The sequence below is a fragment of the Bacteroidales bacterium genome, assembly GCA_021648725.1.
GTDB lineage: Bacteria > Bacteroidota > Bacteroidia > Bacteroidales > JAADGE01 > JAADGE01.
Map to the genome: position 1 here is coordinate 55,474 of JAKISF010000015.1, position 16,927 is coordinate 72,400.

The 16,927-nt window shown below is 31.6% G+C and carries 14 protein-coding genes; 11 read left to right on the top strand and 3 right to left on the bottom strand.

Going from position 1 to position 16,927, the window contains the following annotated elements:
* The gene (locus tag L3J35_07410) at positions 1 to 552 is read left to right on the top strand and encodes a plasmid pRiA4b ORF-3 family protein (protein MCF6366013.1); all 552 of its coding nucleotides are present in this window, start codon (positions 1 to 3) and stop codon (positions 550 to 552) included.
* Positions 553 to 746: 194 nt separating this feature from the next.
* Here L3J35_07410 and L3J35_07415 read toward each other — a convergent pair whose 3' ends face one another.
* The 3 genes from L3J35_07415 to rpsA all read right to left on the bottom strand — a co-directional run bounded on the left by L3J35_07415 (position 747) and on the right by rpsA (position 4,015).
* Complete coding sequence (locus L3J35_07415; protein ID MCF6366014.1) at positions 747 to 1,667, bottom strand: ribonuclease Z; 921 nt, start codon at positions 1,665 to 1,667, stop codon at positions 747 to 749.
* A gap of 3 nt (positions 1,668 to 1,670) precedes the next feature.
* Positions 1,671 to 2,018, bottom strand: coding sequence for an STAS domain-containing protein (locus L3J35_07420; protein MCF6366015.1), 348 nt, complete (start codon positions 2,016 to 2,018; stop codon positions 1,671 to 1,673).
* Between the two features lie 80 nt (positions 2,019 to 2,098).
* On the bottom strand, positions 2,099 to 4,015 hold the full coding sequence (gene rpsA, locus L3J35_07425) for a 30S ribosomal protein S1 (protein MCF6366016.1): 1,917 nt from the start codon (positions 4,013 to 4,015) through the stop codon (positions 2,099 to 2,101).
* Positions 4,016 to 4,415: 400 nt separating this feature from the next.
* On the opposite strand from rpsA, the gene L3J35_07430 reads away from it, so the two are divergent.
* From L3J35_07430 to L3J35_07475, 10 genes are all read left to right on the top strand, one after another.
* Positions 4,416 to 5,729, top strand: a complete 1,314-nt coding sequence (locus L3J35_07430) for a UDP-glucose/GDP-mannose dehydrogenase family protein (protein ID MCF6366017.1) — start codon at positions 4,416 to 4,418, stop codon at positions 5,727 to 5,729.
* An 18-nt stretch (positions 5,730 to 5,747) separates the two neighbouring features.
* Complete coding sequence (locus tag L3J35_07435; GenBank protein ID MCF6366018.1) at positions 5,748 to 6,689, top strand: SDR family oxidoreductase; 942 nt, start codon at positions 5,748 to 5,750, stop codon at positions 6,687 to 6,689.
* Positions 6,690 to 6,695: 6 nt separating this feature from the next.
* Complete coding sequence (gene rfbA / locus L3J35_07440) at positions 6,696 to 7,583, top strand: glucose-1-phosphate thymidylyltransferase RfbA (GenBank protein ID MCF6366019.1); 888 nt, start codon at positions 6,696 to 6,698, stop codon at positions 7,581 to 7,583.
* Positions 7,584 to 7,620: 37 nt separating this feature from the next.
* Positions 7,621 to 8,169: a dTDP-4-dehydrorhamnose 3,5-epimerase gene (rfbC, locus tag L3J35_07445; GenBank protein MCF6366020.1), complete on the top strand. Its 549-nt coding sequence runs from the start codon at positions 7,621 to 7,623 to the stop codon at positions 8,167 to 8,169.
* Between the two features lie 72 nt (positions 8,170 to 8,241).
* A complete protein-coding gene (locus tag L3J35_07450) occupies positions 8,242 to 9,042 on the top strand; it encodes a formylglycine-generating enzyme family protein (GenBank protein MCF6366021.1) in 801 nt (266 codons plus the stop codon).
* Between the two features lie 53 nt (positions 9,043 to 9,095).
* Positions 9,096 to 9,629 (top strand): hypothetical protein, encoded by a 534-nt coding sequence (locus tag L3J35_07455; protein MCF6366022.1) that lies wholly within the window; start codon positions 9,096 to 9,098, stop codon positions 9,627 to 9,629.
* The gene (locus L3J35_07460; GenBank protein ID MCF6366023.1) at positions 9,629 to 10,771 is read left to right on the top strand and encodes an iron-containing alcohol dehydrogenase; all 1,143 of its coding nucleotides are present in this window, start codon (positions 9,629 to 9,631) and stop codon (positions 10,769 to 10,771) included. The genes L3J35_07455 and L3J35_07460 overlap by 1 nt, the downstream gene beginning before the upstream one ends.
* A gap of 25 nt (positions 10,772 to 10,796) precedes the next feature.
* The gene (locus L3J35_07465) at positions 10,797 to 13,682 is read left to right on the top strand and encodes a PD-(D/E)XK nuclease family protein (protein ID MCF6366024.1); all 2,886 of its coding nucleotides are present in this window, start codon (positions 10,797 to 10,799) and stop codon (positions 13,680 to 13,682) included.
* Between the two features lie 121 nt (positions 13,683 to 13,803).
* Positions 13,804 to 15,639 carry a 2-oxoacid:acceptor oxidoreductase subunit alpha gene (locus tag L3J35_07470; protein MCF6366025.1) on the top strand — a complete coding sequence of 612 codons (1,836 nt, stop codon included), beginning with the start codon at positions 13,804 to 13,806 and terminating at the stop codon, positions 15,637 to 15,639.
* 3 nt (positions 15,640 to 15,642) lie between these two features.
* Positions 15,643 to 16,656 carry a 2-oxoacid:ferredoxin oxidoreductase subunit beta gene (locus tag L3J35_07475; protein MCF6366026.1) on the top strand — a complete coding sequence of 338 codons (1,014 nt, stop codon included), beginning with the start codon at positions 15,643 to 15,645 and terminating at the stop codon, positions 16,654 to 16,656.
* Positions 16,657 to 16,927: the final 271 nt, after the last annotated feature.

Here is a 16,927-nt window from a genome sequence, read left to right on the forward strand (position 1 = left end):
ATGACAAAAAAGACATCCCAAATTAAAATTTCATTAAGAGGCAGTAAACCCGTAATATGGAGACGCATATTAATTCCTTCTGACTTATTATTGTCGGATCTTCATATAATCATACAGATAACAATGGGATGGACAAATTCACATTTACATCAATTTATAAAAGACCGAACCTTTTATGCAGAAAAGACGGATGATGATTTGTGGGATGAAATGGACAATGTTGATTATGCACTGATTAAAATATCAGACCTGTTGAAAAAAGAAAAAGACAAAATTATTTATGAATATGATTTTGGTGACAGTTGGGAACACGACATTATTCTAGAAAAGACTGAAAACAGCGTATCAGAAAAAAATATACCGATTTGTCTGGCAGGAAGGAATAACTGTCCGCCCGAGGATTGCGGCGGAATTTGGGGATATTCTAATATGTTGGAAATTTTAAAAGACCCTGACCATGAAGAATACGAAGAATATATTGAATGGTTAGGCGAAGAATTTGATCCGAAATATTTTAACAAAAAAGAAATTAACGAAATGCTAAAAGCATAAGCAGATGAAAATGAATTTAATATTCCAAATAATGAAACAGATATATTAATACTGGCGGTTCAATAGAATATGCAGGAGAACTTTTCGGCTGATGAATTGAAGGAAATAAATACACATTTGTTGAGTCCCGTCTCTGTCAAACGATGTAAAAAGGTTGTGTTATCACAAATCAGACAGTAATGTTTTTTCGATTTTTATTCTCTTTGCAAAGTAATAATAATTTTATCACCGTCTTTAACAGCTTGTGTATTTTTGAATATTGCTTTTGCTTCATCAAAAATAATGTCGGTATCTTTATATCTTGTTGAAAAATGTCCGATTAACAATTTCTTAACATTTGCCTTTATTGCAATTTTTGCTGCATCTTCGGAAGTTGAATGCTTTGTAATTTCTGCTGTTTCTTGTAAATCTTTTGCAAAAGTTGCTTCATGATATAAAATGTCAACATTTTTAATATGCGGGATTATTTCTTCGTTGTACATTGTGTCAGAGCAATATGCATACGAGCGAGATTTATACGGCGGAATGCTTAATTCCGAATTTTTAATAGTTTTTCCTTCGTTTGTAATTAAATCATTTCCTTGTTTTATACCGATAATATCTTTAATTCCGAGATTATATTTAGTTATTGCAACTTTTTTAATATTTCGCTCTTTTGGCTTTTCTTTAAGAAGATAACCATAAGTTTCAATTCTGTGTTTTAGAGGAAATGCTGAAACTTCAATGCTTTTACTTTCAAAAACTACTTCTTTATTTTCAAAGCTTAATCTGTGAAAGAAAATATTAAAACTTACTTCTTTTTTATTTATTACGGAATAAACTTTTTTTTCAAGATTTCCGGGGGAGAAAATATGCAGGTCATTTTTTCTGCCTAATAAATTGAATGTTGATATTACGCCGAAGATTCCGAAAAAATGGTCGCCGTGAAGGTGTGTAATAAAAATGTGGTTGATTTTGGAGAACTTCAGTTTAAATTTTCTTAATTGAATTTGTGTGCCTTCTCCGCAGTCTATTAAAAAAAAACGCTCATGTATATTTACAACATGAGCGGACGGAAATTTTTTTGAAGTCGGCAGAGCAGAACTGCTTCCTAAAATTGTAATTTCAAAAGACATAAATTAATTATTGATTTTACTTTCTGCTTTTTCAAGATTATCTGTAATTGTTAAAACTGAATCTAATTGCGAGATTGTTATTAAACGTTCAACCGCATTTTGCAAACCTGAAAGTATGAACTGTCCTTTTGCATTCTTACACAACCTGTTAGCAACAAGAATTGAGCTTAACCCTGATGAGTCGCAATATTCAGTATTGCTTAAATCAATAATCATATTTTTTTCTCCGTTACCTGCAATCATCACTAATTCAGATTTAAACGAAGGAGCAATGCTTGTATCTAATTTTTTTGCTAATACTTGAATTAAAGTATGGTTATCTTTTTTTATAACTTCAAATTTTTTATCCATAATATCAAAGTCTGTTAATTAATATCTGTAAATATACAAAAAAGGTTCGGAACATAAAAATTCCGAACCTTTTTAATTAATTAATCTTTATCTTCAGTTTTATCATCTTCTTTTTCAGAGTCTTTTTTAGTCTCTGATTTTTTTACCTTTGTTACTTTCTCCTTTTTTGTTGCAGTTTCTTTTTTTGTTGCAGTTTCTTTTTTTGCTGCGGTTTCTTTTTTAGCCTTAGTTTTTGTCGTTTTCTTTTTGGCTTCTTTTTCTTCTGTTTTTTTACCCTCACCGCTTAATTTATCTTTTAATTCAGAAAGACTGCTGATATCACCTAATGTTGTCTTTTCAATATCACTTTGATATTTGCCGGACGATTGACCTCCGCCTGCTTTTCCTTTTGCTCTTTCTTTATAAGTTCGTAAGTGAGAAACAACAATTTTCTTAGCATCTTTATGGAAATCAATAACTTTTACCATTATTTTTTCTTCCTCAGCAGGCATAGTTCCGTCTTCTTTTTTAAGATGATTTACCGGACAAACTGCTTCAACTCCGTAGGGCATTGCAATAAAACCTTCCTTATTTCCTATTTTAACAATTGTTCCTTCATGTACGCTGTCAATGTTAAATAAAGTTTCAAACACATCCCAAGGATTTTCTTCTAATTGTTTGTGTCCTAAGCTGAGACGTCTGTTTTCAGGGTCAATTTCAAGAACTTGAACATCAATATCAGCATCAATCTCTGTAAATTCAGCAGGATGCTTAATTTTTTTAGTCCATGATAAGTCAGAAATATGAACAAGACCGTCAACACCTTCTTCTAATTCAACAAAAATACCGAAGTTTGTAAAGTTCTTAACCTTAGCTGTTTGTTTTGAGCCGATTTCGTATTTTTCTTTAATTTTTTCCCATGGGTCCGGTTTAAGTTGTTTAATACCCAGTGACATTTTTCTTTCCTCTCTTTCTAATGTAAGAATTTGAGCTTCAACTGTATCACCTATTTTGAAGAAGTCTTGTGCAGTTCTTAAATGTTGCGACCATGACATTTCCGAAACGTGAATTAAACCTTCAACACCCGGTTTAATTTCAATAAAAGCACCGTAATCAGCAATAACAACAACTCTTCCTTTAACATTATCACCTACTTTTAAATCAGCGTCTAATGAATCCCAAGGATGTTCTTGCAATTGTTTTAATCCTAATGCAATTCTTTTTTTGCTTTCGTCAAAATCGAGAATAACAACATTTAATTTTTGGTCTAATTCAACAACTTCCTCAGGATGATTTACTCTGCCCCACGAAAGGTCAGTAATATGAATTAATCCGTCAACTCCGCCAAGGTCAATAAATACACCGTATGAAGTAATATTTTTAACAGTTCCTTCAAGAACTTGACCTTTTTCAAGTTGTTCAATAATTTTAGCTTTTTGTTCTTCTAATTCGGCTTCAATAAGAGCTTTATGAGAAACAACAACATTTTTGAATTCTTTATTGATTTTTACAACTTTAAATTCCATTGTTTTTCCGACATAAGCATCGTAATCTCTGATTGGCTTAACGTCAATTTGAGATCCGGGTAAGAACGCTTCAATGCCGAATACGTCAACAATCATTCCGCCTTTTGTACGACATTTAATAAAACCGTTAATAATCTCGTCACCGTCTAATGATGCATTAACTTTTTCCCACGAACGAAGAGTTCTTGCTTTTTTGTGAGATAAAATAAGCTGGCCGGATTTATCTTCTTGCGATTCAATATAAACCTCTACGGTATCTCCGCTTTTTAAATCAGGATTATATCGGAATTCATTGATGCTGATAACACCTTCCGACTTGTAACCTATATTTATCACGGCATCTTTGTCTGTAATTGCAATTACAGTTCCGTCAACTACCTCTTTTTCTGAAATAGTTGAGAGAGTTTCAACATACATTTGGGTTAGCTCAGTTCTTCTGTCAACTGTGTAATCATCATCTTTACTTGATGCTGAGTCCCAGTCAAAATCCATGCTTGAAGCATTTTCAGTTACACTGACAGGAGTTTCTTCAATAATCTTTTCGTCTTTTACTTCGTCTTTTACTTCGTCTGTTACTTCTTCTGTTTTTGTTTCATCAGAAGTAATCTCGGTATTTTGATCCTCAATTACCGAATCTTGATTTTTTTCGTTTTCTGTTACTTTTTCGCTCATTTTAATTTAAAATTAATAAGTTAGACATTATATATTGGGTAAAAATAAGACCGCAAAATTAAACTTTATAATTTATATAAAAAACAATTTTCGTGTTTTTTGAAGATTATCTTATTTGTATCAAAAAATATTATACTTTACAAGAACTTAAAAGTTAATTAAATTTATATTTGCACCGTTGTAAACTTATTAAAAACCAGAATTGTTAAATAAATATTTTATGAAAATTGCAATGGTCGGTACCGGCTATGTCGGGTTAGTATCAGGAACATGTTTTGCCGAAACAGGCATAGATGTTCAATGTTTTGATATAGATAAAGAAAAGATTGAAAATCTGAAATCAGGGATTATTCCTATCTATGAGCCGGGCTTAGAAAAGATGGTTAAGCGAAATATTGAAAACGGCAGATTGTTGTTCTCAACTGACTTAGCAAATAATTTACAAGACATTCAAGTTGTATTCAGTGCGGTCGGAACACCTCCCGACGAAGACGGAAGTGCGGATTTAAGTTATGTTCTGCAAGTAGCAAAAGAAGTAGGGCAAAATATGCAAAACTATTTAGTATTTGTAACAAAAAGTACCGTGCCCATCGGAACCGCGATTAAAGTTAAAAAAGCAATTCAAGAAGAACTTGATAAAAGAGGAGTCAATATTGAATTTGATGTCGCATCTAATCCTGAGTTTTTAAAAGAAGGAAGTGCCGTAGAAGATTTTTTAAGACCTGACAGAATAGTTATAGGTATTGAATCCGACAGAGCTGAAAAAATTATGAACCGTTTGTACAAACCTTTTGTATTAAACGGGCATCCGATTTTATTTATGGACATTCCTTCGGCCGAAATGACAAAATATGCTGCAAACTCAATGTTGGCTACAAAAATAAGTTTTATGAATGATATTGCAAATCTATGCGAAATCGTAGGTGCAGATATCAGCAATGTGAGAAGAGGTATCGGAAGTGATACAAGAATAGGCAATAAGTTTATTTATGCCGGAACAGGTTACGGCGGGTCTTGTTTTCCGAAAGATGTTCAAGCTTTAATAAAAACATCTGATGAGAATAACTATTCATTAGAAATTTTAAAAGCTGTTGAAAGAGTTAATAATAAACAAAAATCAGTTTTGTACAATAAGCTTTATAAGTTTTATAACGGTAAATTAAAAGATAAAACAATTGCAATTTGGGGCTTATCTTTTAAACCTAATACCGATGATATGAGAGAAGCTCCGGCATTAGTGTTAATTGATAAATTATTAAAAATAGGAGCAAATATAAAAGTCTATGATCCGGTTGCAATGAAAGAAACGGAAAGAATTGTCGGCAATAAAATTGAATATTCAAAAGATAAATTTGAAGCCCTTGTTGATGCCGATGCTCTTTTGTTGGTAACTGAATGGAATGAATTCAGGGTTCTGAACTATAAAGTTATGAAAAAAGTTATGAAAAAACATGTAATTTTTGACGGAAGGAATATATATGAACACTCGGAAATGAAAGATAACGGATTTGATTATTTCGGTATCGGAAGATAACTTAACGAATAAAAATAAATGAAGAAAATATTAGTAACAGGCGGTGCAGGATTTATAGGCTCTCATTTATGTGAAAAATTATTAAATGACGGGAATGAAGTATTAGCATTAGACAATTTTTTTACGGGTAATAAAAAAAATATTATTCATTTAATGGATAATCATTACTTCGAACTTATTCGTCATGATGTTACCATGCCTTTTTTTGCCGAAATTGATGAAATATACAATCTTGCAAGTCCGGCATCTCCTGTTCATTATCAGCATAATGCAATTAAAACTGTTAAAACATCCGTGTTGGGAGCAATTAATATGTTAGGTTTGGCAAAACGAGTTAATGCAAAAATATTTCAAGCATCAACCAGTGAAGTTTACGGAGACCCGGAAATACATCCTCAACCTGAATCTTATTGGGGAAACGTAAATACTTTAGGCCCTCGCTCTTGTTATGATGAAGGAAAAAGAGTTGCCGAAACTTTATTTATGAATTATTACAGGCAAAACAAAGTCAGAATAAAAATTGCACGCATATTTAATACATACGGACCCAATATGTACCCGAATGACGGCAGAGTTGTTTCAAACTTTATTGTGCAAGCACTTCAAAATGAAAATATTACTGTTTACGGAGACGGACTTCAAACCCGAAGCTTTCAGTATGTTGATGATTTAATTTCAGGGATTACAGGGCTAATGAATAATACTGACGAGGATTTTGTAGGTCCTGTTAATATAGGAAATCCGGGAGAATTTACAATATTAGAATTAGCTCAAAAAGTTATTGATTTAACAAACTCAAAATCTGAAATAATCTTTATGCCTTTACCCGAAGATGACCCGTTACAAAGGAAACCTGATATTTCGCTGGCAAAAAAGATATTAAATTGGGAACCCAAAATACATTTAGAAGAAGGTTTAAACAAAACAATAAAGTACTTTGAAAAAATAATAAAAAAGTAAAATAAAATGAAAGGTATAATACTTGCAGGAGGTTCGGGAACAAGACTTTACCCGATTACAAAAAGCATTTCAAAACAAATGTTGCCTATTTATGATAAACCTATGATTTATTATCCGTTATCAAATTTAATGTCGGCAGGAATTAAAGAAATATTGATTATTTCTACACCCGAGGATATTAATCATTTTAAAAACCTTCTCGGTAACGGTTCTCAATTAGGGATAAAAATAGAATATGCAATTCAGCCTTCACCCGACGGATTAGCCCAAGCATTTATTATCGGAGAAAAGTTTATAGGAAAAGATAACGTATGCTTAATTTTAGGAGATAACTTGTTTTACGGTTTCGGTTTTTCCGGTATTTTAGAGGAGTCTGCGAAAATTAAATCAGGAGCAATTGTATTCGGCTACTATGTGAAACGCCCTAAAAGGTATGGAGTTGTTGAGTTTGATAACAAAGGAAATGTTTTATCTCTTGAAGAAAAGCCCGAAAATCCGAAATCAAACTATGCAGTAACCGGATTATATTTTTACGATAATTCAGTTGTTCAAAAAGCCAAGAACTTAAAACCCTCTGAAAGAGGAGAGTTAGAGATTACAGATTTGAACAAACTTTTTCTGGAAGAAAATAAACTTCAAGTGAAATTATTAGGCAGAGGAATGGCGTGGTTAGATACAGGAACCCATGAAAGTTTATTGCAGGCCTCAAATTTTATTGCAACAATCGAATTCCGACAAGGGTTAAAAGTAGCATGTATTGAAGAAATTGCCTTCGGAAAAGGGTTTATAGATGAAAAACAAATACGACAATTGGGCAGCAAAATGAAAAATAATAATTACGGACAATATTTGTTGGATATTGCAGACGGAAAAGTAAAAACTTATCAATATTGATTCATATAATAAAAGAAAAAACATATCGTTTAACAATATGGAGATTATAAATACCGGAATAGATGATTTATTTGTAATTATTCCGAAAATATTTGAAGATAACAGAGGTTATTTTTTTGAAAGTTATAATAAAACAAAATTTGAAAAAGAAGGAATGATTTATAACTTTATCCAAGATAATCAGTCAATGTCTAAGTATGGAACAATCAGGGGGTTGCATTTTCAAGCTAAGCCTTTTGCACAAGCAAAATTAGTTCGTGTGTTAAGCGGAAACATCCTTGATGTTGCCGTTGATTTAAGACATGAGAAATCTTCTTTCGGAAAAGTATTTTCCGTTGAATTGAACGGAGAAAATAAAAAACAGTTACTTATCCCCGAAGGATTTGCTCACGGATTTTCTGTTTTAAGTGAAACTGCTGTTGTTTCTTATAAAATAAATAATATTTACAAACCTGATTTTGAGCAAGCAATTAAATTTGATGACAAGATATTAGATATTGATTGGAAGGTTGAAAATGAAAAAATAATTGTATCTGAAAAAGACAGAAGAAACGACAACTTTGACATAAGTAAAATATATTTTTAGTTAATTTATTTTATTTTTAAAATTAAAAAAGCTAAATTTGTCAATATAATTAGAAACTATAATATTTATACTATGAGATTTTTAACCTATTTAACAGCATTTTTATTTGTATTCAATATTTCTTCTGCGCAAGATCAAGGACCTGAAATGGTTTTAGTAGAAGGCGGAGATTTTTATATGGGAAATGATTATAGTGCAAATTCCGATGAAAGACCGGAACATAAAGTAACATTAAACTCGTTTTTTATGTCAAAATATGAAGTGACGGTTGCTGAATATGCAAATTTTTGCAGAGTTACAGGCCACAAACTTCCTGACGGAGAAGAGCGAAGCCCTATAAATAATATAACTTGGGAAGATGCTGTTATGTATTGTAACTGGTTAAGCCGTGCAAGTCGATTAGAAAAATGTTACGATTTAAAAAGAGACAGTAACAGGTTTACGGCTATTTTTATACCGGGAGCAAACGGCTATCGATTACCTACAGAAGCAGAATGGGAATATGCTGCAAGAGGCGGAATGAAATCAAAAGCCTATGCTTTCAGCGGAAGCCACGATTTAGATGAAGTTGCTTGGAGCATAAATAATTCAGGAAATACATCCCATGAAATAGGACAAAAAAAACCTAATGAATTAGGAATTTATGATATGACCGGAAATGCTATGGAATGGTGTTATGACTGGTATGAAGTTGATTATTATGAAAATTCGCCGGCAGATAATCCTTCAGGACCGGGAACAGGTGTAAGTAAAGTATGCAGAGGCGGTAACTTTATGTGTCGCCCGGATGTTTTAAGAAACAGCAGAAGATTTAACTTAGAACCAAGTCAAGAAGAAGGGCTTGCAGGAATAAGATTAGTAAAAAATCAATAACATCTATTAAATTAATAAAATGAGCAGTCTGAAAAGACTGCTTTTTTTGTAATATGAAAATGTTTCAGCATAAATTTACTGATGAGAAGAAATCAGTAAAAAAAGATATAAAAAATATTAAGTTAAACAGACTTCCGATAATTGTAATACTCGACAGAATTACGGATATCGGAAATGCAGGAATGATTTTTAGGCTTGCAGATGCCTTAAGAATAAAAAAAGTTTACCTTTATAAATATGATAAAGAATTTAATGTCAGATTATTATATAAAAAATCAAGAGCAACAATAAATTATGTTGATTTTGAGTATCTTAACAACATTAAGAAAATTATTAAATTAAAAGAAGATTATAAATTAATTACTTTAGACAAAACAAATAAAAGCACGCCTTATTACGTGTATAATAATTCAACTCCGACCTGTCTTATTCTCGGAGCTGAAAGAACAGGGGTTTCACAAGAATTAATTGAAATTTCAGATTTTTCACTACATTTACCGATGAACGGAATTAATACATCAATTAATGTCGCAACCGCTGCAAGTGTTGTATTATATCATATTGCTGATAATCTAAATAAGAAATAATGGAAAATTTTACAGTATTTAACCCTACACAATTACATTTCGGAAAAGATGTAATTAATAATTTGCCCGAAACAATTAAAAAGTATGCAAAAAAAATTCTTTTAATTTACGGAAAAGGTTCAGTAGTTAAAAACGGTTACTATAAATTAATTACCGAAAAATTAAAAAATGCAGGAATTGAAATTGCAGAATATTCAGGAATAAAACCCAATCCTGTTCAAACTGATGTTGAAAAAGCAATTCAGCTCGGTATTAAAGAAAATGTAGAACTAATACTTGCTCTCGGCGGCGGAAGTGTAATTGATTCGTCAAAAGTAGTTGCTTTGTGTATTCCCGAAAATTTAAATGCCTGGGATGTTGTAACAGGAAAAACAATACCTCAAAAAGCATTGCCTGTTATTACAATCTTAACTTTAGCCGCAACAGGAACTGAAATGAATCAATTTGCTGTTTTACAGAATCATACTACAAATGAAAAACTCGGATTCAGAAATAATTTTATGTTTCCGAAGCACTCCTTCATTAATCCGAAATTTACTTATACAGTTTCTAAAGAATATACAGCCTACGGCATTACAGATATTATTGCTCATGCATTTGAAAACTATTTCGGTAACGGGAATTCTCCTCTGGCAGACAGGTTTGTAGCATCAATAGTAAAAGAAAGTATGTATTTTGCACCATTAGTTCTTAAAGAACCTGAAAATTATGATTACAGAGCAAATATTCTTCTTCAATCAACTTATGCTTTAAACGGAACAACAATTATCGGAAAATCCGGCGGAGATTGGGGGGTGCATTCAATCGGACACATTTTATCTCTACTGTACGACACACCTCACGGAGCAAGTTTGTCAATTGCTTATCCCGCATGGTTCAGATTAATGAAAAACAAAATTCCCGATAAAATAAAAAAACTTGCAGAACTTATTTTTGATGTGTCTGATATTGACCTGTTTATCGAAGAACTTGAAGATTTCTTTAAATCAATCGGTTCGCCGGTAAAATTACAAGATGCAGGGATTTCTTATGATAAGAAAGATGAAATAATAAATATTTTAAGAAAAAATGAAGTATCCGGCTTTGTTCATACTTTTGACGATTATGAACTTTTAACAGAATTTATGTACGGTAATCTTTAAAAATACGAAATTGAATATTTGAATTATGCAATCATTTCTTTACGAAACCGCAAAAGAGATTTTAAGCAAATACAAACAAGATATACAATCTTATTGCTTTGTTTTTCCCAATAAAAGAACAAAATTCTTTTTCAGAAAGCATTATGCCGAAATTTACGGAAAATCTCATAAGGCTCCGTATATGAAAGAAATTAAGAATCTTACACAAGATTTTACGGGTTTGAATGAAATTGACAATTTAAGCCTGATTTTTATTCTCTATAAAGTTTTTATTGAGGTTGATAAAAAAAGCAATTATAATTTTGATACATTTTATCGTTTAGGTGAAATTATTTTATCCGATTTTAATGAAATTGATAATTGGTTGATAAAACCCGAACAAATTTTTCAAAATATAAAGAATGTAAAAGAAATTGATACACATTTTGACTGGCTTACCGATGAACAAAAAGAAGTTCTGAAAACATTTTGGATAAATTTTTCTCCCGATAATTACAGCAAAGAGCAAGAAATGTTTATTGAACTTTGGAACATCTTACCGAAAGTTTATAACAAATTCACAGAACTTTTATTATTGCAGGGCTTGTCATACAACGGGCTTAAAAACAAGGTGCTGTCAAAAATGATTGATGAAGATAACTTGCCGAAAGAAAAGTTTAAAAAATATCTGTTTATAGGATTTAATGCCCTAAACAAAGCAGAAATAAAATTGTTTAAGTATTTTAATAAAATAAATAAAGCCGAATTTTATTGGGATACGGATAAATATTATCATAAAGATAAAAAACAAGAAGCCGGAGATTTCTTAAGAAAGAATTTTAAAGAACTTAATATACAGGATGAGAATTTACCCGAAAATTTACTAAAAAATAAAAGCATTGATTTAATTACAGTTCCTCTTGATACCGGACAGGCAAAAATATTACCCGAAATTCTGAACAAATTAGATATCAAAGAAGATGAGGGCGATACAGCAATAGTTCTTGCAGATGAACATTTATTGTTTCCTGTTTTAAGCTCACTTCCCGAAAACATCTCAAACATAAACGTAACAATGGGTTACCCCTTTAAGGTGACTCCGCTCTTCGGATTAATAAAACAATATGTCAACTTGCATGTTGCAACACAAAAATCAAAAAGCCCTTCTTTTTATCATAAAAATGTTATTGATATTTTGAGGCATCCTTTTGTGAAAAGTTTGAACAACGAACAATCAGATGAGATAATTTCAGGTATCGAATCAAGAAATTTAATATATGTGCAAAGTAAAGACCTTATCTCTCAAAATGTTGAATTATTTAAGCTGTTATTCTCAAAAATACCTGAAAAAAATGCTTTAGATATTTTTCTTTCAAATATTTTAAACCTGTTATTTTTAATGTTTGATAAAGAAAAAAACAAAGTAGGGGAAACAATTAAAAGTCTTGAAAATGAATATATACACAGAGCATACGTTCGGACTAAGCAAATCAGAGAAATATTCAGAGAGCAGGATATTGAAGTAGGTATAAAACTCGGTTCAGATTTATTGCTTCAAGTATTAAGGCAAGAACAAATTCCTTTTGAAGGCGAAGCAGTTGAAGGCTTGCAGTTAATGGGTGTATTAGAATCTAGAAATTTAGATTTTAAAAATGTAATCATTATCGGAATGAATGAAGGAAATATGCCCTCCGTTTCAAAAAAAACGACTTTTATTTCTCAGAGCATGCGTTTTGCTTACGAAATGCCCATGATAAAATATCAAGATGCCGTTTATGCATATTTATTTTACAGTTTAATACAAAGAGCAGAAAATATTTCATTAATTTATAACAGTATTATTAATGACTCTAATGCAGGAGAATTAAGCCGTTTTGTTCTGCAATTACAAAATGAAACTGATATTCCGATAAATGAATTTCATTTTAACCAAACTTTATCTTTTAAAAAGAAGAAAGAAATTATTACTGAAAAAAATCAAGAAGTAATAAATAAATTAAACCGTTATTTTATAAAGTCAACTTATGCCGAAAAAAGATTCTCGCCTGCTGCAATAAATACATATATTGATTGTTCTCTGCAATTTTATTTTAAATATATTGCCGAATTAAAGGAACCCGATTCGGTTGAAGAAGAATTTTCACCTTCGGCATTCGGTTCAATTCTGCATAAAACTTTAGAAAATATTTATGACGAAATAAAAAAAGAAAAACAAAGTAATTTAATTAAAAAAAAAGATATAATTAAGATTTATAATAAAATTGATTTATTTGTTGACGAAGCTTTTAAAACAACATACGGTAAAACCAATAATTATAAAATAAAGGGAAGTCAAATTATTGTAAAAAAAGTAATAATTAACTATGTTAACTCAGTTTTAAAAAAAGATGAAGAATATACACCTTTTGAAATAATATCTGTTGAAGATAAAGATAAATTTATAACTGAACTTGAGTTTTCTGTAAATAACGAAAAGAAAAAAGTAAGTTTAACCGGTATTATTGACAGAATTGACAAAAAAGATAATCTTTATCGTGTGGTTGATTACAAAACAGGAGAGCCTCAAAATACATTTTACTCAATTGACGATTTGTTCGATTCCGATAAGAAAAAAAGACCAAAACATATTTTGCAGACCTTTTTATATGCTTTAATTTTTAAAAATAGCCAAGCACCGATAAAAGTTAAAATTCAACCTGCAATTTTTTATGTTCGTAAACTGCAAACTGCAAATAATACAGATGCAATATTTATAAAACAAAATCGAAAAAACATTAAAATAGACAGCCGACTTACCGAAGAACTTTTACCCGAGTTTTCAGAAAACCTAAAACAAATTTTTTTAGAAATTTTCAATGAAAACATACCGTTTCAGCAAACTGAGAATGATGAAAATTGCAAGTTTTGCAGTTACAATATTTTCTGTCATTAATTCATAATTATTAAAACAAAAAAAAGATTCAAAAACATATATCAGATTGTATATATTTTAAATCTTATTTTTACATTTGTCAGTTAATTAAATAATTTGAAAAAATCAATTTAAAATTATTATGGCTAAAAAAATAATAGAAGTTGATGAAGTCGTTGTGAAATTTGCAGGAGACTCCGGCGACGGAATGCAACTTACGGGAACACAGTTCTCAAATACATCAGCATTGATAGGTGATGATGTTTCTACTTTCCCTGATTATCCGGCTGAAATACGTGCTCCGCAAGGAACCGTCGGAGGTGTTTCCGGTTTTCAATTACATTTCGGTAAAATCATTGATAATCCCGGAGATTATTGTGATGTTTTAGTTGCAATGAATCCGGCAGCCTTAAAAGCAAATATAAGATGGGTAAAAGACGGCGGTACTATCATTATAGATACAGATTCCTTTACGGAAAAGAATTTTAAAAAAGCCGGCTGCCTTGAAGATAGGTTAAAAGATATTTATGAAGACTATAATGTTATTCAAGCCCCTGTAACTTCATTAACAAAAGAGAGCTTAGTGTCCACAGGTTTAGACAACCGAAGTATGGCAAGAAGTAAAAATATGTTTACACTCGGAATGGTGTATTGTATTTTTGACAGACCTTTAAACCATACCGAAAAGTTTTTTGATACAAAATTTGCCAAAAAACCGGAAATTGCCGATGCAAATAAAAAAGCATTAAGAGCAGGTTTTAATTATGCCGTAACAATACATGCAATGCCTTCATTCAGGGTTCATCCTTCTGACACAATAGAAAAAGGAAGATACAGAAATATGAACGGTAACACAGCTGTTGCATGGGGATTACTTGCGGCTGCCGAAAAAGCAAACTTACCTTTCTTTCTCGGTTCGTATCCTATTACTCCGGCAACTGAGATATTAGTTGAAATTGCTAAAAGAAAAGATGTCGGTGCCAAATCGTTTCAAGCAGAAGATGAAATTGCAGGTATCGTAACATCAATAGGTGCTTCATTTGTAGGAAACCTTGCTGCAACTTCTACATCAGGTCCTGGTTTAGCTTTAAAATCGGAAGCAATAGGTTTAGCAGTTATTACCGAACTCCCTCTTGTTATCGTAAATGTTCAAAGAGGCGGTCCTTCAACAGGTTTGCCAACTAAAACAGAACAATCAGATTTATTTCAGGCACTTTACGGAAGAAACGGAGAAAGCCCTGTTCCTGTTATTGCTGCAAGCACACCTTCTAATTGTTTTAATTATGCTTTTGAAGCTGCAAAAATTGCATTAGAGCATATGACTCCTGTACTTCTTCTTACTGACGGTTTTCTTGCAAACGGAACCGAACCTTGGAAAATACCTGCAATGGCTGATATGCCTGAAATTAAACATAAAATTAAACCTGCAGGAGACGATGAATACTTACCTTATAAAAGAGACCCCGAAACTTTAGCTCGAGAATGGGGCATACCCGGAACAAAAGGCTATGAACACAGAATAGGAGGTTTAGAAAAAATGGATATAACAGGTAATGTTTCTTATGTTCCGGAAAATCACGAAGTGATGACAAAATACAGAGATGAAAAAGTGCAAAGATTGGAAAATGTTTATCCTGAACTTGAAATTGAAGGTAACGAGGATTCTGATTTATTAGTAATCGGGTGGGGAAGTACATACGGACATCTTACAACAGCTGTACGAGAGCTGAATAACGAAGGGTATAAAGTTGCACATTCGCATTTTAATTATATTAATCCGTTACCTAAAAATACGATTGATGTACTTAAAAAGTTTAAGAAACATCTTGTTTGTGAAATTAATTTAGGACAATTTGCAGGTTATCTTGAAATGAATCATCCTGATTTTGAGTATGTTAAATATGATAAAATGCAAGGATTACCTTTTACGGTTAAGGAATTAAAAGAAAAAATTAAACAATTACTTGAAAATAAATAAGTCATGAGTGACCAAAAATATACATTCAAAGATTTTAAAAGTGATCAGGAAAACAGATGGTGTCCCGGATGCGGTGATACTGCAATTTTAATGGCTGTTCAAAAAGCAATGGCTGAAATGGATCACAATAAAGAAGATTATGCTGTTATTTCGGGTATCGGTTGTTCTTCAAGATTTCCGTATTATATGAATACATACGGTTTTCATGGTATTCACGGACGTGCAGGTGCTTTGGCATCGGGTGTAAAAACAGCAAATCCTAAATTAAGTGTTTGGCAAATAACCGGCGACGGTGATGCATTAGCAATCGGTGGTAACCACTTTATTCATGAAATAAGAAGAAATATTAATTTGAATCTTGTTCTTTTTAATAACCAAATTTACGGTTTAACAAAAGGGCAATATTCTCCTACTTCTTTGTTCGGCCAGGTAACAAAATCTTCTCCCTACGGAACTGTTGAACAACCTTTTCATCCCGGTGAGTTGGTAATAGGAGCACAAGGAAAATTCTTTGCCCGTTCAATAGATAATAAGGTTAAAGAAACAACAAGCATACTTATTGAGGCAGACAAGCATACAGGAACTTCTGTTGTTGAAGTATTACAAAATTGTGTGATTTTTAATGACGGTGCTTATAATGCAATAACATCAAAAGAAACAAGAGACGATAACCAAATTTGGTTAGAACACGGGAAACCGATGCTTTTTGGTAAAGATAAAGAAAAAGGTTTGATAGTTGACGGAATGAAATTAAGAGTTGTTCATTTAAGCGACAGAATAAGTGTTGAAAATATATTAGTTCATGATGCACACGAAACAGACCCTTCTTTACATCTTGCACTAATTAATATGAGTGTTACAAATGGTTTTCCTGTTGCTTTCGGAATAATCAGACAAGTTGAGGCACCTGCTTATGATGAATTAGTTGAACAACAAATTGCAAATGTTCAGGCAAAATCAAAAATTAAAAACATGGACGATGTTTTGAACAGCGGAAGTACTTGGGTTATTGAATAAAAATTATTTTAACATATTATTAAATGCGAACTAAACAGTTCGCATTTTTTTTGTATTTAGATTCCCCGGAATATAATTCAAGTTTTTTGAATATAAAAAAAGAGCAAACTTATATGCTTGCTCTTTTGAAAATGTATTTATGAATATAATACTCCCCAATTTTAGGACAGCAAGTTAAGGTGGAAAATTGAGATAAAAAATTTTAATTTTACCCCTTAAAAAAGCAGTATAAAATGAGTAAAAAAAGAAAACAATTTCAGGCATCATTTAA